This window comes from Variovorax sp. VRV01 (assembly GCF_014852545.1).
Taxonomy (GTDB): Bacteria; Pseudomonadota; Gammaproteobacteria; order Burkholderiales; family Burkholderiaceae_C; genus Variovorax; species Variovorax beijingensis_A.
The window spans coordinates 325,192-344,053 of sequence record NZ_JACVBS010000003.1 but is presented as its reverse complement, the minus strand read 5'-3'; the positions used below and the strand labels follow the sequence as shown (position 1 = coordinate 344,053).

Here is an 18,862-nt window from a genome sequence, read left to right as displayed (position 1 = left end):
CCCATGATCCGCTGGCTGATCGTCGTCGTCCTTGCCCTGGTGCTCATGAGCGGCCTCACGGCCTGGCTGCGCCGGTTCGGCTTTGGGCGGCTGCCGGGCGATTTCGAATTCCGCGCCTTCGGCCGCGAGTGGCAGCTGCCGATCTCGAGCACCTTGGTGCTCAGCATGATCGCGGCGCTGGTGGCGCGCTTCGTCTAGCGCCGTTGATGAACAACCCGTCCTGAGACCCAGAGAGAAGAACCACGCGATGAGAGCCTGCGTTGACATCGGCGGCACCAAGGTGGCCGTGAGCCTTTCCCCTTCGAGCGATGCGCCGCTGGCCGGCCGCCGCAGCGAGCCCACGGCCAAGACCGGCGACAACGACGCCGTGGCGGTGCAGATCATGCGCATGATCGACGAGGTCTGCGCCGAGCAGGGCATCGCGCCGGCCGACATCGACCGCGTGGGCGTCTCGTCCACCGGCCCCTTCGAGCTGCGCGACGGCATGGTGGAACTGGCCACGCCCAACATCTGCGGCGGCATTGCGGGGCCCGCGCGCGGCCTTCCCAACAACTGGATGACGGCGATCATCGAGGCCCCGCTGGCCCGGCGCTTTGGCCGCGTACGGGTCGAGAACGACGCCGTGGCCGCGCTCGAGGCCGAGCGCCACTGGGGCGCGCTGCAGGGCCTGGACCACTGCGCCTACGTCACCTGGAGCACCGGCGTGGGCGTGGGCCTGTGCGTGGATGGCCGTGCGCTGCGCGGAAAGAACGGCAATGCCGGCCATGCGGGCCACAGCTTCGTGGCGGACGACGCCAGCGGCGCGCTGTGCGGCTGCGGCAACCACGGCGACGTGGAAGCGCTGGTGGCGGGCAACTCCATCGCGCGCCGCTTCGGGCAGCCCGCGCCCGACCTGTTCGCGGCCGCCTCGGACGGCGAGCCGCATGCCGTCGAGATCGTCGATGCGCTGTGCCGCGTGATGGGCCGGATGATTTACAACCTGATTGCCACGCTCGACCTCCAGCGCATCAGCCTGGGCGGCAGCGTGTTCTGGCACCACCGCGACTTCCTGCTGCCGCGGCTGCAGGCGCAGGTCGACGGCAAGCTCAAGCCGCTCACGCGCGGCGTGCTGCTGGTGCCCGCGGGGCTGGGTGAAAAGGTCGGCGACTACGCCGCCCTGGCACTGCTCGACTGAGAAGGTGACGGCTCCTTCACACCTTCTGAGGCCGGCGCACCGCGGCTCATCAGCGTCCCGACGATCTGGCCCAGGCGGCGCAGGCCCGTGTCGACCTCCTCGCCATACGGCCAGCCGCAGTTGATGCGCAGGTAATGATCGAAGCGCGAGGAGTTGGAGAACAGCGTGCCGGGCGCCACCACGATCCGCTCCGCGAGTGCCGCATCGAAGACCCGTGACGACGACAGGCGCTCGGGCAGCTCGACCCACAGCTGCAGCCCGCCGGGCGGCAGGTTGATGCGCGTGCCGGCCGGAAAGTAGCCGGCGATCGCATCGGCGGTCTGCTCGCGCTGCGTCTTCAGGCAGGCGCGCAGATGGCGCAGGTGGCGGTCGTAGGCGCCGGTGGCCATGAACAGGCCGGCCCCGCTTTGCGAGAGGCCCTCGTTGTTGCGGGTTTGCGCGTACTTGAGCATCTCCACCCGCGCGTGCCAGCGTCCGGCCGTGATCCAGCCCAGCCGCAGGCCGGGCGCGAGAATCTTGTGCAGCGAGGCGCAGTGGATCACGTTGCCGCTGCCGTCCCAGGACTTGAGCGCACGCGGCGGCGTCGGGGCGTCGACGAGTTCGCTGTAGGTGTCGTCCTCGATCAGCGGAATCTCATGCCGTTCGCACAGCTGCGCGAGCCGTGCCTTGTGGGCGTCGGGCATCACGCTGCCCAGCGGGTTCTGCAGGTGCGGCACCACCACCACGGCCTTGATGTTGTCGTAGGTACGGATCGCGAGCTCCAGCGCCTCGATCGAGAGGCCGGTCTGCGGGCTGGTCGGGATCTCCAGCGCGCGCATGCCCAGGCTCTCGAGCACCTGCAGCAGGCCGTAGAAGGTGGGCGACTCCACCGCCACCGTGTCGCCCGGCTGCGCCACCGCACGCAGCGCGAGGTTGAGCGCCTCGATGCAGCCGTTGGTGACCAGGATGTCTTCCGGCGAGATCGCCATGCCCACGCGCAGGCTGCGCTGCGCGAGCACCTCCCGGAACTGGCGGTGGCCCTTGAGCGGCGCCGCGACCGTCAGCATGTCGGGCTGCTGGCGCAGCATGCGCGTCATCGCATTGCGCAGCGCCTCCGCGGGATACAGCTCGGGTGCGCCGCGCGCGATCGAAAGGTTGAGCTTCTCGGAAAGCTGCCGGCGGCGCGCCACGAAGTCCGACACCTTGGCGTGGATGCCCACGTACTGCGCCGGGTCGGGCGGCACGCCGGCCGCGGGCTCCTCCATCGGCGCGATGGCAAGGCGCCGCGGCCGGCGCACGAAGTAGCCCGAGCGGTCGCGCGCCTCGACCCAGCCGTCGCTTTCCATCGTGCGGCAAAGCTGCAGCGCGGTCGACAGGCTGATGCCGTGCAGGCGCATGAGGCGGCGCAGCGAAGGCAGCTTGTCGCCCTGCTTGAGCGAGCCGGTGTGGATCGCATCCACGTAGTGCGCTGCGAGCTGGCGGTAGAGCGGTAGCGAATCCATGGCCTCGATGCTCCCTCTGTCGCGCATCCAGAAACAGATGCAGTTGCGAAGGAAAACGACCATAACAGATGCCCCGCAGCCACCGCTGTTCCGGTGCGAATCGCCTGGGCGTGTGCCTGTTTTCCGGGCGCCCGAATTCCTACGATGAACGCACCCACTCCAGAAGGCGCGCCATGTCCCCCACCACCCTCGACCGACTGCCCGATACCGTCGTCCTGCAACCCGGCGAGGCCTTGCGCGCGGCGCTCGACCCCGCCACCTGGCTCGAGATGCTGGAGGGCCGCGCGCTGCTCGTCTCGCCGCCCTCATGGTTCGGCGACACCGTGTTCACCGCGAAGACCGCGCTGACCGAGGGCGACGTGCACCGGCTGGAACGCGGCGGCTGGATCGAGCTGTCGGCGCTGGCGCCGGTGCGGCTGCGCGTGCATGCGCCGCAGCAGGCGCCCGCATCCACGGTCCGGCCAGCAGAGGCCCGGCCCGTCATGCGGCTGGTGCGGCTACTGACCGGAACCTAGCCGACGTCCAGCCTACCGCTGGCTTGCGGCATGGCGCAGCGCCTCAAGAAAGCTGCGCCGCCACCAGTGGATGTCCTGCTCGCGGATGCGCGACAGCAGCTTCTGGTGCCGTTCGCGCCGTTCCTCCAGCGGCATCTGCAGCGCCTGCTGCACGGTTTCGGCCGTGCCGTGCGTGTCGTACGGATTCACCAGCAGCGCTTCCTTCAGCTGCTCGGCCGCGCCGGCGAAGCGCGACAGCACCAGCACGCCAGGATCGGCCGGGTCCTGCGCCGCGATGTATTCCTTGGCAACCAGGTTCATGCCGTCGCGCAGCGGCGTCACCAGCCCGACCGCGGCCGCGCGGCACAGCCCCGGCACGCGCTTGCGCGCCACCATGCGGTGGATGTAGCGCACCGGCATCCAGTCGAGCTCGCCGTAGTCGCCATTGATGGCGCCGCACAGCGATTCGAGCTCGCGCCGGATGTCGCCATAGGCGTCGACGGTTTCGCGCGTGGGCGAGGCGATCTGGATCAGCGTGGCGCTGCGGCGGTTCTCGGGGTAGTTGGCGAGCAGTTCGCGGAAGGCGCGCACGCGCTGCGGAATGCCCTTGGAGTAGTCGAGCCGGTCGATGCCCAGCAGCAGCCGGCGCTGCGAATACTCGCGCTTCATGGTCTCGAACATGTCGCGCGATTCCTTCGCATGCGTGAGCGCCGCGAATTCGTCGACGTCGATGCCGATCGGGAAGGCGCCGCATCGCACCGTCTGGCCGTAGGCGCGGTACATCTCGTCGCCCAGGTATTCGCCGTGCGCCTCGTTGCGCACGTAGTGCTCGAAATGCTGCACGTCCTGCTGCGCCTGGAAGCCGATCAGGTCGTAGGCGAACAGCGAGCGCATGAGCCATTCGTGCTGCGGAACGGCCGCGATGATGATCTGCGGCGGCAGCGGAATGTGCAGGAAGAAGCCGATGCGCTGCCTGCAGCCCATGGCGCGCAGCTCGGCCGCGAGCGGCATCAGGTGGTAGTCGTGGATCCAGATGATGTCGTCGTCCTTCAGCAGCGGCTTGAGCTTGCGCGCGAACAGCTGGTTCACGCGCCGGTAGCCGCCGATGAAGCCGGCGTCGAAGTGGGCGAGGTCGAGGCGGTTGTGGAACACCGGCCACAGCACGTCGTTGCTGTAGCCCAGGTAGTAGCTGTCGTGGTCCTCGCGGCTCAGGTCGATGGTGGCGAGGGTGACCTTGCCGGCCTGCAGCATGTGCAGCTCGCCTTCGCCCGTGGGGCCGTTCTCGACGATCTGGCCGCTCCAGCCGAACCACATGCCGCCGCTTTGCTGCAGGCTTTCGCCGAGCGCCACGGCCAGGCCGCCCGCGGCGGGCTTGCGCGGGTCGGCCACGCGGTTGGAAACGACGACCAAGCGGCTCATATGCACGAATCCCACGGCGCCGAAAGCCGCACGGCCGCATTGATGATGCCGACCATGGAATACGTCTGCGGAAAGTTGCCCCACATCTCGCCCGTGACCGGATGCGTGTCTTCCGAGAGCAGGCCGAGCGGGTTGCGCGCGGCCAGCATGGTCTCGAAGATCTGGCGCGCCTCGGCCTTGCGGCCGATCTTGGCGAGCGCGTCGATGCGCCAGAAGGTGCAGATGTTGAAGGCGGTCTCGGGCTTGCCGAAGTCGTCGGCCGCCTCGTAGCGGCGCATGTAAGGGCCGTCGCAGAGCGTCTTCTCCATGGCGTCGACGGTCGAGATGAAGCGCGGGTCGCGCGCCTCGATCAGCCCCACCTCCACCATCAGCAGGATGCTGGCATCGAGCTCGTGGCCGCCGAAGCTTTCGGCGAAGGCCTGGCGCTCCTCGCACCACGACTTGGCGAGGATTTCCTCTTTCATGCGCGCGGCGTGGCCGTGCCAGTAGGCGGCGCGTTCGGGCAGCGCCAGCGCGCGCGCGATCTTGGCGAGCCGGTCGCAGGCGGCCCAGCTCATGAGCGCGGAGCTGGTGTGCACGCGGGCGCGGGTGCGCAGCTCCCACATGCCGGCATCGGGGGTGCCATAGACGCGGATGGCCTGTTCGCCCACGGCTTCGAGGTGCGGAAACTCGGCCACGCCCGCGCGGCTCAGCAGTCGGTGATCATGAAAGGCCTGCGCCGCGCCGAGCACGATGTTGCCGTAGACGTCGTGCTGGAAGTGCTCCTGCGCCTGGTTGCCCACGCGCACCGGCCCCATGCCGCGGTAGCCCTGCAGGTTCTCGACCATCGACTCGGGCAGCTCGCGTTCCAGCCCGATGCCGTAGAGCGGCTGGATGTGTTCGCCGTGCGAGCCGATCACCACGTTGCCGAGCCAGCGCAGGTAGTCTTCCATGGTGCCCACCTCGCTCAGCGAGTTGAGCGCGCGCACCACGAAGAAGGCATCACGCAGCCAGCAGTAGCGGTAGTCCCAGTTGCGCTGGCTGCCCGGCGCTTCGGGAATGCTCGTGGTCATGGCGGCGACGATGGCGCCGGTGTCCTCGTAGAGCGAGAGCTTGAGCGTGATGGCCGCGCGGATCACCGCCTCCTGGTATTCGAAGGGAATGGCCAGGCGCTTGCTCCAGGTGCGCCAGTAGGCGATGGTTTCCTGCTCGAAGCTGCGCGCGGTGTCGGCAATGCCGTCGAGCAGGGTTTCGTCGACGCCGAACATGAAGTTGTATTCGCGCGAGATCACGAAGGGCTGGCGCGAAAGGATGTGCGAGATCGATGCGTCGGTGTTGAGCCGCAGCGTCACGTCCGGCCCCACGTAGCGGATGTGGTTGCTGCCGCGCGTGACCTCCAGCGGCCCCGAGGCGCCCCACTGGAAGCGCGGATCGAGCGCCACGCGGATGCGCGGCGCGCCGGCAATCGGCCGCACGCGGCGCACCATCATCAGCGGGCGGAAGTAGCGCGAGCGGCTGTAGAAGCGCGGCGCGAAGTCGGTGATCTCGATGCCCTGGCCGGCGCTGTCGAACAGCTGCGTGCGCAGCACCGCGGTATTGGGCTCGTACCACTGCTTGCTGGAGGCGAAGTCCTCGATCTCGATGGCCCAGGCGCCGGCCTCCTCGCCCGGGTGCAGCAGCGCATTGAAGACCGGATCGCCGTCGAAGCGCGGCAGGCAGCACCACACGGCGCGCCCGCGTGCATCGATGAGCGCGCTGTAGGCGCAGTTGCCGATCACGCCCACGTTGAGCGAAGGCTCGGCCGGCGGCCCGAAGCCGCGCAGCGCACCGGAAGCTGCAACGCGCGGGTCGACCGGCGCCTGGTCGGCAGGCCCGGCTGCCCCGGAAATGGACATGCCCGCGCGATCCTCGGGTGCTTTCGACAATTGCAGCTCGCTCATCCATCGCTCCTCGGGGATTCGTTTTTCTTGCGGGCCGGCGCGGCCAGCTGGTCGCGCAGCTGCACCAACCATTCAAAGACCGCGCGCGGCGATTCGAGCCGGTGCAGCGCCAGGCTCGGGCCCGAGCCGACCTTGATGCCGATGCCGCCGCGCGGCTGCACCACCGCGAAGCCGCTCTCGTCGGTGGTGTCGTCGCCGGCAAAGACCGGCAGGCGGCCCGCGAACGGCGCCTCCGTCATGAAGGATTCGATGGCAATGCCCTTGTTGACCCCGGTGGGCTTGACCTCGAACACGAACTTGCCGTGCAGCAGCTCGAGCAGCGGCCGGCCCGCGATGGCGCGCGACATGGCATCGCGGCACACGGCCTCCAGCTGCGGCGCGAGCCGGTAGTGCAGCGCGATGGCCGCGTGCTTGCGCTCGACCAGCAGGCCTTCATGCACGCGGGCCAGTTCGTTGGCGATGTCCAGGATGGGCGCGAGATCGGGTGCATGCTGCTCCTGCATGCGGCCCTGCGCGTCGCGGCGCTGCACGCCGTGCTCACCCGCGGCGGGCAGGCGCAGCGGCGCGAGGAAGCGGTCGATGGCATCGATCTGGCGGCCCGACACCACGGCCAGCGCGCCGCCGAGCTGGTCGCGCAGATCTTCGAGCAGGGCCACCAGGGCGGGAGGAACCTCGATCGCCTCGGGGGTGGGTGCGAGCGCGACCAAGGTGCCGTCGAAGTCGAGAAAGAGGGCTGCATCTCGGCCCAACGGAGGTGGCAACTGGGAGGACATTGGCATCGGTGAAAACCATAACACGGGCCTGGCAATTCCCTTGTCGGCCAAAGTCGGACGTCTGTGGCGGGGCTTCAGCCCAGCGACGCCGCCACGGCCTCCACGCGTGCGCGGTGGATCGCCTCGCCGATCTGCGGCCCGGCGGCGCCGGATTGCTGCGCCGCACGCGCCACGGCATCGGTGGGCACGCCGGCCGCGGTGGCCAGCACGGCCAGCAGCCGCTCGCGCTGCGGATAGGGCCGGTCCTCGAAGCCGAGCCGGCCGCGCGCATCGCACTCGCAGGCCAGCAGCACGTCGGCAAAGCGCGCCGGCTTGCGAAACGCGTCGCAGCGCTCCAGCAGGCGCACCAGCGCCGCGGCCGCGAGTTCGCCGCTGCGGTGGATGTTGCCGTGCTCGCGCGCCACCACCTCGGCCAGCTCGCGGATCTCGACCGGCACGCGCCAGCGCTCGCACACGGCGCGCAGCAGCTCGGCGCTGCGCTTCTCATGGCCGATGTGGCGCGGCAGCAGCTCGGGCTCGGTCGTGCCCTTGCCGAGGTCGTGCATCAGGCAGGCGAAGCGCACCGGCAGCGAAGCCTGCAGCTTCGCGCTGGTGTCGATGACCATCATCAGGTGCACGCCGCAGTCCACTTCGGGGTGGTGCGCCTCGGGCTGCGGCACGCCCCAGAGACGGTCGACCTCGGGCAGCAACACCGCCAGCGCGCCGCAGGCGCGCAGCACCTCGAACATGCGCGACGGGCGGGTTTCCATCAGCCCGCGCGAGAGCTCCTGCCAGACGCGCTCGGGCACCAGCGCATCGGCCTCGCCGGCTTCGACCATTTCGCGCATCAGCGCCATGGTCTCGGGCGCGACCGAGAAATCGTCGAAGCGCGCCGCAAAGCGCGCCACCCGCAGGATGCGCACCGGGTCTTCGCGAAAGGCGTCGGTGACGTGGCGCAGCAGCTTTTGCTCGAGGTCGCGCCGGCCATGGAAGGGGTCGGCGAGCTTTTCGGCGTCGGGCTCGAAGCGGCCGTCGGCGTCCACGAACTCCGCGGGCAGCGCGATGGCGTTGACCGTGAGGTCGCGCCGCGCGAGGTCCTGTTCCAGCGTGACATCGGGCGAGGCGTGCACGGTGAAGCCGCGGTAGCCCGGTGCGCTCTTGCGTTCGGTGCGGGCCAGCGCGTATTCCTCGCGCGTCTGCGGATGCAGGAACACCGGAAAGTCGCGCCCCACGGGCAGGTAGCCGCGCGCCGCCATTTCCTCCGGCGTGGCGCCCACCACCAGCCAGTCGTGGTCCGACACCGGCCGCCCCAGCAGCCGGTCACGCAGCGCGCCGCCGACGAGATAGGTTTTCATGCGCCCAGTGTAGGGATTACGCGGGATCGAAAAATAGAACGACCGTTCGATAATTTTTGGGCCGATCGGACGATCGTTCGTCGATATGCCCGAAAAGTAGCCGCTGTCGCAGTGGAGGCCGCGTGCTTAAGATTTTTAAACCAAAAGGAGTAATCACGTCATGAAGAAAACAATGCTTGCGCTGACGGCCTTCGGCGCGCTGGCGTCGGGAGGCGCGTGGGCGCAGAGCGCTGGAGACTGGGTGGTCGGCGCGGGTTGGCTTCATTTCGCGCCGCAGGATTCGAGCAAGCCGCTCACGCTGACCGCGCCGGTGCGCAGCGTGGTGGCCGGTTCGGGCGCATCCGTCAAGGATTCGGACACGCTGGGCCTGAGCGCGATCTATTTCATCGACAGCCACTGGGCCGTCGAGGGCGTGTTCGGCATTCCGCCGAAATTCAAGCTCGAAGGTACCGGCACGCTGGCCCGCGTGGGCGAACTCGGTGAAGCCCGCCAATGGAGCCCCACCATTCTCGGCAAGTACTACTTCAACGAGGGCAATGCCGCGCTGCGCCCGTTCGTGGGCCTGGGGGCGACCTATGTCTGGTACAGCGACATCCAGCTCACGCCGGAGCTGCAGGGTGCGCTCGGCAGCCAGCTGCGCCAGCGTCCGTTCTCCACCTCGACCACCGCCAAGCTCGACAGCTCGTTCGCGCCCGTGCTCAATGCCGGCCTTGCCTACCAGATCGACAAGCACTGGGGCGTGTCGTTCTCGGTCTCCTACATTCCGCTGAAGACCAAGGCCAAGCTCACGACCACGACGCTCACCGGGCTGCCGGTCGCCACCAGCGAGGCCAGGCTCAAGCTGAACCCGATCGTGACCTACCTCTCGGCGACCTACAGGTTCTGAGGGCCCACCCCCGTCCCTCGCTCACTTCGTGTAGCTCGACTCCCCCCCAAGGGGGCAACACCTGCGGCCCGGCGAAGCCGGTTCCGCGGTGTTCCCGGCCTGGGCCGCGCCCTGGTCAGCGGTGCTGGCGGTAGGGTTCGTTGAACGCCACGAAGTCCTTCTCGGCCAGGGCGTCGTCGATCCATGCCTTGACGCCGGGCAGCGCCTGCACGCGCTCGATGTAGGCGCTGATGGCCGGCGGCACCGGCAGGCCGTAGGTCTTGATGCGCGTGCCCACCGGTGCGAAGTAGCTGTCGGCAATGCTGAAGCCGCCGAACAGCAGCGGGCCGCCGTGGGCGTCGAGCAGGCCGCTCCACATCTGCACGATGCGGCCGAGGTTGGCCTGCAGGGCGGGGTTGTCCTTCAGCAGCCGTGCGCCGACGTCGGGCAGCGAGGCCTCGATGTTCATGGGGCAGAGGCTGCGCAGGTTGCCGAAGCCCGCATGCATCTCGGCGCAGACGCTGCGCGCGCGGGCCCGGTCGGCCGCGGCGCGGGGCCAGAGCTGCTTCTCGGGAAAGCTCTCGGCCAGGTATTCGGCGATGGCGAGCGTGTCCCACACCACCAGCTCGCCGTCCACCAGCGCCGGCACCTCGGCCACCGGGTTGATCGCGCCCATGGTCTTCTTGAAGTGCGAGTCGGGCGCGAAGGAATCGAAGCGGACCTTCACCTCTTCGAACGGGATGCCGGCCTGCTTCATGAGCACCCAGGGCCGCATGGACCAGGACGAGTAGTTCTTGTTGCCGATGTAGAGCTTGCGCATGGTGCGATCCTGCGGTTGGGATGAGAGAGAGAAAAACCGTCGATGCTAGCGGGGCCGCGTCCGCGAATTGATGCCGAAATGCGGCCGAATTGATGCGCCGCGGCGCTGCATTCTTCTTCAGCGCGGCGGCTGCTGCGGGTCGTCGGGCGAAGCGATCACGCGCGGCGCATCGCCGGACTTGGCTTCGCCGCGCGGCGGCCCGACCAGGCGCTCGACCATCTCGACCAGGCGCGGCACCAGCGCAAGCACGGCCAGCGCCAGCAGTGCGCTCAGGATGGCGGTGACTTCGCGGCCCAGGCCGCAGGCCATGCCGATGGCGGCGGTCATCCACAGCCCCGCGGCGGTGGTGAGGCCCTGCACGTGATGTTCGTCCGGGCCGCGCTTGAGGATGGTGCCGGCGCAAAGGAAGCCCACGCCCGCCACCAGCCCCTGGACCACCCGGCTCATGTCGGCCGGCGCGATGCCGGTCTGCTGCGGAATCAGCACGAACAGCGCCGAGCCGATGGCCACCAGCATGTGGGTGCGCACGCCGGCCGCCTTGCCCTGCTGCTCGCGCTCGAAGCCGAGCATGAACCCGATCACCGCCGCGAGCATCAGCCGAACGACGATGCGCGTGAACTGGGCGGCGTCGCCCACGTCCGAGAATTCGGCCGCGACGGTGTCCAGCACCTGGCCGGCCCAGCTCATGTCAGGGGAGGTCCTTGTTGGGTTCGGGCTCCGACGCGTCGCGCGGGCCCACGCGGCCCAGGCGCTCCTTCAGCGACTGCGGGCGCCCGCTGATCAGCGCGGCGTAGTTGTTGGTGTTGGCCAGCACCTTCTTCACATAGTCGCGAGTTTCGCTGAAGGGCACGTTCTCGGCCCAGATGGCGGCTTCCATCACCGGGCCGTTGCGCCAGCTGCGCGGCCGTCCCGGGCCGGCGTTGTAGGCGGCCGCGGCCAGCGGCATGGAGCCGTCGAAGTCGTCGAGCGCGAGCTTCAGGTAGTTGGTGCCGATCGTGATGTTGGTTTCGTGGTCATTGATCTGCCCGGGCGTGAAGCCGGCCAGGCCGATCTTGCGCGCGGTCCAGCGCGCGGTGGCGGGCATGACCTGCATCAGACCCGAGGCGCCGACGCCAGATCGCGCGTCCATGATGAAGCGGCTTTCCTGGCGGATCAGGCCGTAGACGTAGGCCGGGTCGAGCCCGATGTCCTGGCTCTTGCGCAGCACCGTGTCGCGGAAGGGCATGGGAAAGCGCTGCTCGGCGTCGATCATGCCCTTGGTGCGCTCGCTGGTGTTGATGCAGCGGTCCCACACCTCGCGCTGGCAGGCGAAGTCGGCCGCGGCCAGCAGCGCGCGATCGTCCATGCCGCCCTTGTCGTGCAGGTTGGTGGCGTAGTTCCATTCGCGCGTGCCCTCGGAGCGCAGGCCGATCGCAATGGCGTAGAGCGCGCGGTTGAGCGCGATGTTGCTGCGCGCGGCGTTCTTTTCTTCGGGCGTGAGCGGCGCCGGGCGCGTGGGCACCACGGTGCGCTGGCCGAGTTCCTCCAGCGCCAGCATCTCGTAGAAGCCGCGGGTGCCCGCAATGCTCTGGTAGAGCTCGCTCGCCTGTGCGCGGCGGTCGTCGCCGCCCACCGCGCTGAGCGCGCGCGCCTTCCAGTAGACCCAGGTCGGCTCCAGCTGGGCGGTTTCGCTCATGGCGTTGATGGCGGGCACCACCTCTTTCCACTGGCCGTTGCGCAGCGCGGCGCGCACGCGCCAGCCGAGCATGTCGTCGGACAGGTCGCCGTTCTTCGTGACGTTGGCAAAGTAGCTGCCGGCCAGCGGCGAGAGCTTGCTGGCGGCCTGCCGGCCGATGGTGCCCCAGAGCCAGTTGCGCTCCTCGGCCGAAAGCATCGGGCCCCATTTGCTGTCGAGCTGGGTGGCGGCCTGCTCCGGGTCGGCCATGGCGATCTTGATGAGCGCCAGCACCACCAGCTCCTTGCGCGACTTGGCGGCCACGAAGGCGCGGCCGGTCAGGAACTTGGCCGCGCTGGCGTTGAGTTCCTCGAACAGCGGCAGCGCATCGGGCGCGGCAATGGTCACGGCGCCGCGCGCGGCCTGCGGCCGGTTGGCCTCCATGGCCAGGCGCGCCTTCTTCCAGGCGTCGTTCGGCGACAGCAGGCGGGCCGCGACCAGGCGGTCGGCCGCGGTCAGGCAGCCGTCGTCCGCCTCTTTCTGCGCGAACCAGTCGCGGCGCACCTCGTGGGCCTGGGCCTGCGTGGTGTTGCCGGACTGCAGCGCCTCGACCAGGATCGCGTAGCAGCGCACCTGCGGATCGTCGCCCATGCGAAAGCCCGCCAGCGCGGCGGAAAAGCCGTCCCAGTCGCGCCGCTGGCCCAGCAGCAGCAGCCAGTCGTTGCGCAGCCGGTCTTCCTGGTAGGTGCCGGGGTAGCGGGCGAAGAAGTCCTGCACCTCGTTCGGCGCGGCTTCCTGCAGGCGAGCCTTGAGTTCCCAGTAGGCGGCCCAGGGTTCGAGCGCATGGCCGCGCGCCTGCGGCAGCAGCGCCGCGAGCCGGCCCTTGTCGCCGCGCTGGAACGCCTGCTTCATCTGGATCAGGACGTCGTCGTTGCTGTTGGCCTGTGCGGCGGCGGGCTGCTGGAAAAGCAGTGCGGCGGCAGCCAGGACGGCGGAAAAAACCAGCGCGGACGCTGCATTGCGCGGGCGATGCCGCATGGGTGCCAAAATGCTTGGGAACTGCATCGGGGGATTATGGACAAGTCAAAGGATGCCGACACCTCGGCGACCACGAGTTTTCTCAAGGATCAGGTGAGAAAAGCACTGATCGAGCAGCGCCTGGCGATGCCCGACCGGCTCGCCAGGGCCGACCTGCTGCAGCGCGTGATGCGGATCTGGCTCGTGGGCCGGCCCGACACCGTGATCGGCGCCTACTGGCCGATCAAGGGCGAGTTCGATCCGCTGCCCGCGCTGCACCGCTGGAAGGAGGACGGCGAGCTGATCGACGAGCCTCAGCGCCGCCGCATCGGGCTGCCGGTGATGAACAAGGTCCACAAGACGCTGACCTTCCACGCCTGGTATCCGGGCTGCCAGATGGAGGAAGACGCCTACGGCATTCCCAAGCCCAAGGACACCGAACTGATCGTGCCCACGCTGCTCTTCGTGCCCTGCGTGGGCTACAGCGCCGGCGGCTACCGGCTGGGCTACGGCGGCGGCTTCTACGACCGCACGCTGGCCGCGCTGGAGCCGCGCCCGTTCACGGTGGGCCTGGGCTTCACCAACGGCTTCCTCGAAGACTTCGAGCCCGAGGCGCACGACCTGCCGTTGGATGCCATCCTCAACGACAACGGCGTGGTCTGGCCTGCCGGCTGAGCCCGTCGCGAAACGAGCGCGGCCCAGGCCAGGAACACCGCGGAACCGGCTTTGCCGGGCCGCCGGTGTTGCCCCCTCGAGGGGGGGAGTCGAGCTACACGGAGTGAGCGAGGGACGGGGGGGGGCTCGTTTCAATCGAGGTTGTCGACGGTGTCCGGATCGGGCACCTCGCCGATGGTCTCGCGCGTGGTGATGGCCTGCACCTGCAGCCAGTCCCAGAAGGCTTTGATCTCGGGCCGCAGCGCATTGCGCGGCCCGGCGATGAGCCAGTAGCCCATCGGCGAATCCATGCGGTGCTGCGGCAGCACCTCCACCAGGTCGCCGTTGGCCAGGCTTTCGGCGATGAGCGAACTGCGCGCCAGCGTCACGCCCTGGCCGGTGAGCGCGGCCTGCACCATCTGGTAGGCGTAGTTGAAGTAGAGCCAGCGCCTGGGCTGCGCGCGCTCCAGGCCGTTGACCTCGAACCAGCGCCGCCAGGTCAGCCATTCGAGGTGCGTGCGGTGCGCGTCGCCGGCCTCGATCAGCGTGAAGCCGGTGATGTCGGCGGGTGTCTTGATGGGCGGGCTGCTCTTCAGGAGCCAGGGGCTCGCCACCGGCGTGAGCGTTTCGCCGAAGAGGCGCACGGCGTTGGGCGGCATGACCTCGCGCGTGCCGTAGCGCAGCGCGATGTCGACGTCCGCCACCTCCAGGTCGACCGCCACGTCGCTGGCGTCGATGCGGATGTCGATCTCGGGGTTGTCGCGCTGGAAGGCCTCCAGCCGCGGAATCAGCCACATCGATGCGAAAGACGCAAAGGTGGTGAGCGACACGCTCTTGCGCCCCGCGCTCTGGCGGATCTGGCGTACCGCCGTATCGATGCGCGGCAGCGACTGCTGCACCGCGAGCAGCAGCTGCGCCCCCGCGCTCGTGAGCTCCACGGCCCGGGTGTGGCGCAGGAACAGCGCCACGCCCACTTCTTCCTCGAGCGACTGGATCTGGCGGCTCACGGCGGACTGGGTGAGCGCCATTTCTTCGGCGGCGGCGCGGAAGTTGAGGTGGCGCGCCACCGCCTCGAAGGCGCGCAGGTGCCCCGCGGAAATGGGGCGGGAGCGCAGGTGGGTTTGCGAATGCTGCATGGATGGGGACATGGGCGGCATCGGAGCATTGATGCGGATTCGGAATCAGTAGGCTACCTCGTTTTCATTGGACTGCCAACGCCATGGAAACGATCATTCATTCCCGAACTGCGCTATTGCCTCTGTCTTGTCATCGCACTTCGGAGAACGCCCAAGGAGTTTCATCATGTCCACTGCCGTCTGCACCACCGAATCGCTTGCTTCCCTGCCGTCTTCCACCCGCGCCGCTTCCGCCGTTCCGCCGGCCGTGCGCCGCGGTGCCTGGCAGATCGCTCCCGGCGAGGCGATGAGCCTGAAGGCGCGGTCGGCCAGTGTGCTGCGGGTCAGGCAAGGCCGGGTCTGGGTCACGCCGGACGCCACGGCCGCCAGCCCCAGCGAAGACCTGGTGCTGGCCCCGGGCGAATCGCTGAACGTGGCCGCAGGCCAGCGCATCGTCATGGAAGCATGGGATGGCTACGGTGCCACCTACTCGTGGGACCAGGCCTGAACGGTCATCCCTCCATGGACGCAAAGGGCGGCTTCGGCCGCCTTTTTCTTTTTCAGCCGTTGATGTCGAAACTGGGGCGCAGCGCCAGGAAGTGCGCCAGCGCGGCTTCGCCCTCCAGCGCACGGATGCCGGCCATGAGGTCGGGCCCCTCGCTTTCGGCCAGGCCCACGCCAAAGCCGCTGTAGCGGCGCGCCGCGAGCGGGCCGCGGCGGAAGACCTTGATGTCGGTGTGCCGAGGGTCGCGTTCGATGCGGCGCATCAGCGTCTCCACTGCCCCGTGCGGGCCTTCGAGGTGCTGGCAGAAACGCATGCCGTCGAAGACCAGAAGGCCGGTGATGCCGTACTGGGCATTGCGCGCGCGGGCCTGGGTCACGATCGAGCCCACGGTGGCCGGCGGCAGGTCCGGCGCGAGCATGCTGCAATAGAAGACTTCGTGGAGAGCTTGCTTTTCTGTCATGCGTTCGGAAGCGGAAGGCGTGCGAAGTGTATGAATCTCCCGGGCCGTGCGAAATGTCAAAAGACACAGGCCCGAAGCCTATAGTGGCGCGTGAAATTCGAGGACCATGCACCCCCCGCCTCGCCCCCTCCGGGGCCCCATCCCTGCGAGGCCTGCGCGCTGCGCAGGATGGAAGCCTTCCTGCCGGTCGCGCCGCAAGAGCTCGAAGCCATCGCATCCTTCAGGGCCGGCTCCCGCCGCGTCGCCGCCGGCGCCACCATCATCGACGAGCACCGGCCGAGCGCCGAGCTGTTCACGCTCTATGCCGGATGGGCCTTTCGCTACAAGACGCTGAGCGACGGCCGACGGCAGATCCTGAGCTTTCTGCTGCCCGGCGACTTCATCGGCCTGCAGGACGAGTTTGCCGACGGCCACACGCACGGCGTGGAGGCCGCCAGCGAGGCCACGCTCTGCGTATTTCCGCGCGGCAGGCTCTGGGAGCTGTTCCATGCCCAGCCGAAGCTCGGCTACGACATCACCTGGCTGGCCGCGCGCGAGGAAAAGCTGGTGGACGACAACCTGGTGACCACGGGCCGCCGCAATGCGGCCGAGCGCGTGGCCATGCTGCTGATGCACCTGTACCGCCGGGCCCAGCGCGTGGGCATGGTGCGCGACGGCTGGGTCGAGTTTCCGTTCAGCCAGCAGCACCTGGCCGATGCATTGGGGCTGTCGCTGGTGCATACCAACAAGACGCTGCGCCGGCTGCAGAACCTGGGGCTCTACAAGCTCGACGCAGGCTGGCTGCGCATCCTGGAGCCCCGTGCGCTCGAGGCGCTGGGGGATTATTTCGAGCGTCCGATGCGGCCGACGCCGCTGATCTAACGCGCGGCCACCAGCTGCCGCAGGTCGTCCTGGTAGGCCTGCAGCCGGCGCACCGCCTGCTCCCGCTGGCCGGCGCTCGTGGTGCTGTGCAGCGCGGCCAGGTTGCGGCAGCCTTCCTGCAGCAGGGCCTGCTGATGCTCCCGCCAGGGGCCGGGGGGCGGCTCGGCGATGCGCATCACGTAGGCATGGATGGCCGCGCGCGCTTCGGACGCCGGGGGCTTGGTGGCGTTGAAGCCGCGCAGCATCTGCAGCGCCTCCTGCTGGCGCTGGCGGCGCTCGGCATCGGCCAGCTGCGGGTCGAACACCGACTGCGCCACCTGCCGGCGCAGCAGCTCGCGCTGCTCCGGGCTCAGCCGGCCATAGAAATCCTCCAGGCGGTCGAGGAAGCGGTCGTAGCGCTTTTCCTGCACATCGGCGGCGTTGCGCTCGAGCCAGTCCTTGCGGTAGTCGGCATTGTTCTTCGCGTACTTGCGCTCGAGCTGCTGCAGCTGCGCCACGGTCAGGCTCAATGCCAGCTCGGTGCCCGCCGGCTCCGCGCGCTCGGCGACCGCCAGCAGGCGCTCGCGGATCTGGTCCGCCATGCGGCAGGCCTGGGCCGCCGTCACGTCGTGCGGCGCCAGGGCCTGGGCTTCCTGCAGCAGGCCGGCGATCCGCGGCAGCTCGTTCTGCCGGTGCCAGCTCAGCAATTGCGCGAGCTCGTCGCGCACCTTGGGCGTCTGGGAGCCGTCGAAGTCGAGGTAGGTGTCGAGCCACCAATAGCTCACCTCGGGCAGGTTGTTGTAGGCCAGCCTGACCGTGCTGCAGCCTGCGAGCGCGGCGGCCATCAGCAGCACGCCGATAATCCGCGCCAGCTTGGCGCAACGCATTCGGGTAGAAAGACGCATGAATCAGATTCCGCAAGACAACCAGGGACCGGTCGACGTCGTCATCATGGCGGCCGGCAAGGGCACGCGCATGAAAAGCAGGCTGCCCAAAGTGTTGCATCGTTTGGCCGGGCGCGCATTGCTCGGGCACGTGACCGATACCGCCGCGCGCATCGGTGCGCGCCATGTGGTCGTCGTCACCGGCCACGGTGCGGCCGAGGTCGAGGCCGCCATGGCCGGCAACGCCATCGGCGCCGCCTTGCAGTTTGCGCGGCAGGAGCCGCAGCTTGGCACCGGCCACGCGGTGCAACAGGCGGCGCCGCTCCTGCCCGACGACGGCACGGTGCTGGTGCTGTCGGGCGACGTGCCGCTGATCGGCGAGGACACGCTGCGCGCGCTGATCGCCGCCAGCGCAGGCCGGCGGCTCGCACTGCTGACCATCGAGTTCGACGATCCTACCGGCTACGGGCGCATCGTGCGCGCCGAAGGGCAGGCGGGGAGCGAGGTCAGGGCCATCGTCGAGCAGAAGGACGCCACCGAGGCGCAGCGCGAGATCCGCGAGATCTACAGCGGCGTGATGGCCGTGCCCGCCGCCCTGCTCAAGGGCTGGCTCTCGCGGCTGGACAACCGCAACGCGCAGGGCGAGTACTACCTCACCGACATCGTCAAGCTGGCCGCGGCCGACGGCGTGCCCGTGGTCGCGCATGTCATCACCGACAAACTCCAGGTCGCCGGCATCAACAGCCCCGCGCAGCTGGCGGCGCTGGAGCGCTCCTGGCAGCTGCGGCAGGCCGATGCGCTGATGGCGCAAGGCGTGCGGCTCGCCGATCCCGCGCGCTTCGACCTGCGCGGCGCGCTGGCCTGCGAGGCCGACGTCGAGATCGACGTCAACTGCGTGTTCGAGGGGTCGGTGTTCCTGGGCGAGGGCGTGCGCATCGGCGCCAACTGCGTGATTGCCAACGCGCGCATCGAGGCGGGCGCGGTGATCCATCCGTTCACCCACATCGACGGCGAGAAGGCCGGCGTGAGCGTGGGCGAAAGGTCATTGGTCGGTCCCTTCGCGCGGCTGCGGCCGGGCGCGCAGCTGGGCGCCGAGGTGCACATCGGCAACTTCGTCGAAGTGAAGAATTCGACGCTCGCCGCCGGCGCCAAGGCCAACCACCTGGCCTACCTGGGCGACGCCAGCGTGGGGCAGCGCGTCAACTACGGCGCGGGCAGCATCACGGCCAACTACGACGGCGCCAACAAGCACCGAACCGTCATCGAGGACGACGTGCACGTGGGCAGCAATTGCGTGCTCGTGGCGCCGGTCACCATCGGCGCGGGCGGCACCATCGGCGGCGGCTCGACGGTGAACAAATCGACCGAGCCTGGCGCGCTCACCGTGGCGCGCGGCAAGCAGGTCAGCTTTGCGAACTGGAAGCGCCCGCAGAAACAGCCGAAGGCCTGATCGA

At 69.1% G+C, this 18,862-nt stretch carries 19 protein-coding genes; 8 read left to right on the top strand and 11 right to left on the bottom strand.

Annotation, left to right across the window (positions count from 1 at the left end):
- Positions 1-3 precede the first annotated feature (3 nt).
- Together IB278_RS07905 and IB278_RS07900 are read left to right on the top strand one after the other, a co-directional pair.
- A complete protein-coding gene (locus IB278_RS07905; protein WP_012746130.1) occupies positions 4-198 on the top strand; it encodes a DUF2905 domain-containing protein in 195 nt (64 codons plus the stop codon).
- 49 nt (positions 199-247) lie between these two features.
- A complete protein-coding gene (locus tag IB278_RS07900) occupies positions 248-1,174 on the top strand; it encodes an ROK family protein (RefSeq protein WP_192323153.1) in 927 nt (308 codons plus the stop codon).
- Here IB278_RS07900 and IB278_RS07895 read toward each other — a convergent pair.
- Positions 1,147-2,655: a PLP-dependent aminotransferase family protein gene (locus IB278_RS07895; RefSeq protein WP_225612794.1), complete on the bottom strand. Its 1,509-nt coding sequence runs from the start codon at positions 2,653-2,655 to the stop codon at positions 1,147-1,149. The genes IB278_RS07900 and IB278_RS07895 overlap by 28 nt on opposite strands.
- 173 nt (positions 2,656-2,828) lie before the next feature.
- Between IB278_RS07895 and IB278_RS07890 the strand changes: the two genes are divergently transcribed.
- Positions 2,829-3,170 (top strand): hypothetical protein, encoded by a 342-nt coding sequence (locus IB278_RS07890; protein WP_192323152.1) that lies wholly within the window; start codon positions 2,829-2,831, stop codon positions 3,168-3,170.
- A gap of 12 nt (positions 3,171-3,182) precedes the next feature.
- Here IB278_RS07890 and otsA read toward each other — a convergent pair whose 3' ends face one another.
- The 4 genes from otsA to IB278_RS07870 all read right to left on the bottom strand — a co-directional run bounded on the left by otsA (position 3,183) and on the right by IB278_RS07870 (position 8,594).
- Positions 3,183-4,568: an alpha,alpha-trehalose-phosphate synthase (UDP-forming) gene (gene otsA / locus IB278_RS07885; RefSeq protein WP_145740749.1), complete on the bottom strand. Its 1,386-nt coding sequence runs from the start codon at positions 4,566-4,568 to the stop codon at positions 3,183-3,185.
- Positions 4,565-6,487: a glycoside hydrolase family 15 protein gene (locus tag IB278_RS07880; RefSeq protein ID WP_192323151.1), complete on the bottom strand. Its 1,923-nt coding sequence runs from the start codon at positions 6,485-6,487 to the stop codon at positions 4,565-4,567. Before IB278_RS07880 ends, otsA begins: the two co-directional genes overlap by 4 nt.
- On the bottom strand, positions 6,484-7,260 hold the full coding sequence (gene otsB, locus IB278_RS07875) for a trehalose-phosphatase (RefSeq protein WP_309933226.1): 777 nt from the start codon (positions 7,258-7,260) through the stop codon (positions 6,484-6,486). The genes IB278_RS07880 and otsB overlap by 4 nt, the downstream gene beginning before the upstream one ends.
- A 74-nt stretch (positions 7,261-7,334) precedes the next feature.
- Positions 7,335-8,594, bottom strand: a complete 1,260-nt coding sequence (locus IB278_RS07870; protein ID WP_192323149.1) for a multifunctional CCA addition/repair protein — start codon at positions 8,592-8,594, stop codon at positions 7,335-7,337.
- Positions 8,595-8,754: 160 nt separating this feature from the next.
- Between IB278_RS07870 and IB278_RS07865 the strand changes: the two genes are divergently transcribed.
- A complete protein-coding gene (locus IB278_RS07865) occupies positions 8,755-9,480 on the top strand; it encodes an OmpW/AlkL family protein (protein WP_145740754.1) in 726 nt (241 codons plus the stop codon).
- A 115-nt stretch (positions 9,481-9,595) separates the two neighbouring features.
- On the opposite strand, the gene IB278_RS07860 is transcribed toward IB278_RS07865, so the two are convergent.
- From IB278_RS07860 to IB278_RS07850, 3 genes are all read right to left on the bottom strand, one after another.
- Positions 9,596-10,279 carry a glutathione S-transferase family protein gene (locus tag IB278_RS07860; RefSeq protein WP_192323148.1) on the bottom strand — a complete coding sequence of 228 codons (684 nt, stop codon included), beginning with the start codon at positions 10,277-10,279 and terminating at the stop codon, positions 9,596-9,598.
- 117 nt (positions 10,280-10,396) lie between these two features.
- The gene (locus IB278_RS07855) at positions 10,397-10,966 is read right to left on the bottom strand and encodes an MgtC/SapB family protein (RefSeq protein ID WP_192323147.1); all 570 of its coding nucleotides are present in this window, start codon (positions 10,964-10,966) and stop codon (positions 10,397-10,399) included.
- A gap of 1 nt (position 10,967) precedes the next feature.
- Positions 10,968-12,971 carry a transglycosylase SLT domain-containing protein gene (locus IB278_RS07850; RefSeq protein WP_412556320.1) on the bottom strand — a complete coding sequence of 668 codons (2,004 nt, stop codon included), beginning with the start codon at positions 12,969-12,971 and terminating at the stop codon, positions 10,968-10,970.
- A gap of 36 nt (positions 12,972-13,007) precedes the next feature.
- Here IB278_RS07850 and IB278_RS07845 point away from each other — a divergent pair, with 36 nt between their 5' ends.
- On the top strand, positions 13,008-13,625 hold the full coding sequence (locus IB278_RS07845; protein WP_192323145.1) for a 5-formyltetrahydrofolate cyclo-ligase: 618 nt from the start codon (positions 13,008-13,010) through the stop codon (positions 13,623-13,625).
- 131 nt (positions 13,626-13,756) lie between these two features.
- Here the strand turns inward: IB278_RS07845 and IB278_RS07840 are convergent, their stop codons facing one another.
- Positions 13,757-14,740 (bottom strand): LysR substrate-binding domain-containing protein, encoded by a 984-nt coding sequence (locus IB278_RS07840; RefSeq protein WP_145740764.1) that lies wholly within the window; start codon positions 14,738-14,740, stop codon positions 13,757-13,759.
- Positions 14,741-14,906: 166 nt separating this feature from the next.
- On the opposite strand from IB278_RS07840, the gene IB278_RS07835 reads away from it, so the two are divergent.
- The gene (locus tag IB278_RS07835) at positions 14,907-15,227 is read left to right on the top strand and encodes a DUF2917 domain-containing protein (RefSeq protein WP_192323144.1); all 321 of its coding nucleotides are present in this window, start codon (positions 14,907-14,909) and stop codon (positions 15,225-15,227) included.
- A gap of 52 nt (positions 15,228-15,279) precedes the next feature.
- On the opposite strand, the gene IB278_RS07830 is transcribed toward IB278_RS07835, so the two are convergent.
- Positions 15,280-15,684 (bottom strand): BLUF domain-containing protein, encoded by a 405-nt coding sequence (locus IB278_RS07830; RefSeq protein WP_192323143.1) that lies wholly within the window; start codon positions 15,682-15,684, stop codon positions 15,280-15,282.
- Positions 15,685-15,852: 168 nt separating this feature from the next.
- On the opposite strand from IB278_RS07830, the gene IB278_RS07825 reads away from it, so the two are divergent.
- Positions 15,853-16,545, top strand: coding sequence for a Crp/Fnr family transcriptional regulator (locus IB278_RS07825; RefSeq protein ID WP_192323198.1), 693 nt, complete (start codon positions 15,853-15,855; stop codon positions 16,543-16,545).
- Here the strand turns inward: IB278_RS07825 and IB278_RS07820 are convergent.
- Positions 16,542-17,429 carry a DUF6279 family lipoprotein gene (locus IB278_RS07820; protein ID WP_225612793.1) on the bottom strand — a complete coding sequence of 296 codons (888 nt, stop codon included), beginning with the start codon at positions 17,427-17,429 and terminating at the stop codon, positions 16,542-16,544. The genes IB278_RS07825 and IB278_RS07820 overlap by 4 nt on opposite strands.
- On the opposite strand from IB278_RS07820, the gene glmU reads away from it, so the two are divergent.
- On the top strand, positions 17,428-18,858 hold the full coding sequence (gene glmU, locus IB278_RS07815) for a bifunctional UDP-N-acetylglucosamine diphosphorylase/glucosamine-1-phosphate N-acetyltransferase GlmU (protein WP_192323142.1): 1,431 nt from the start codon (positions 17,428-17,430) through the stop codon (positions 18,856-18,858). The two genes, IB278_RS07820 and glmU, sit on opposite strands and share 2 nt — an antisense overlap.
- Positions 18,859-18,862 lie beyond the last annotated feature (4 nt).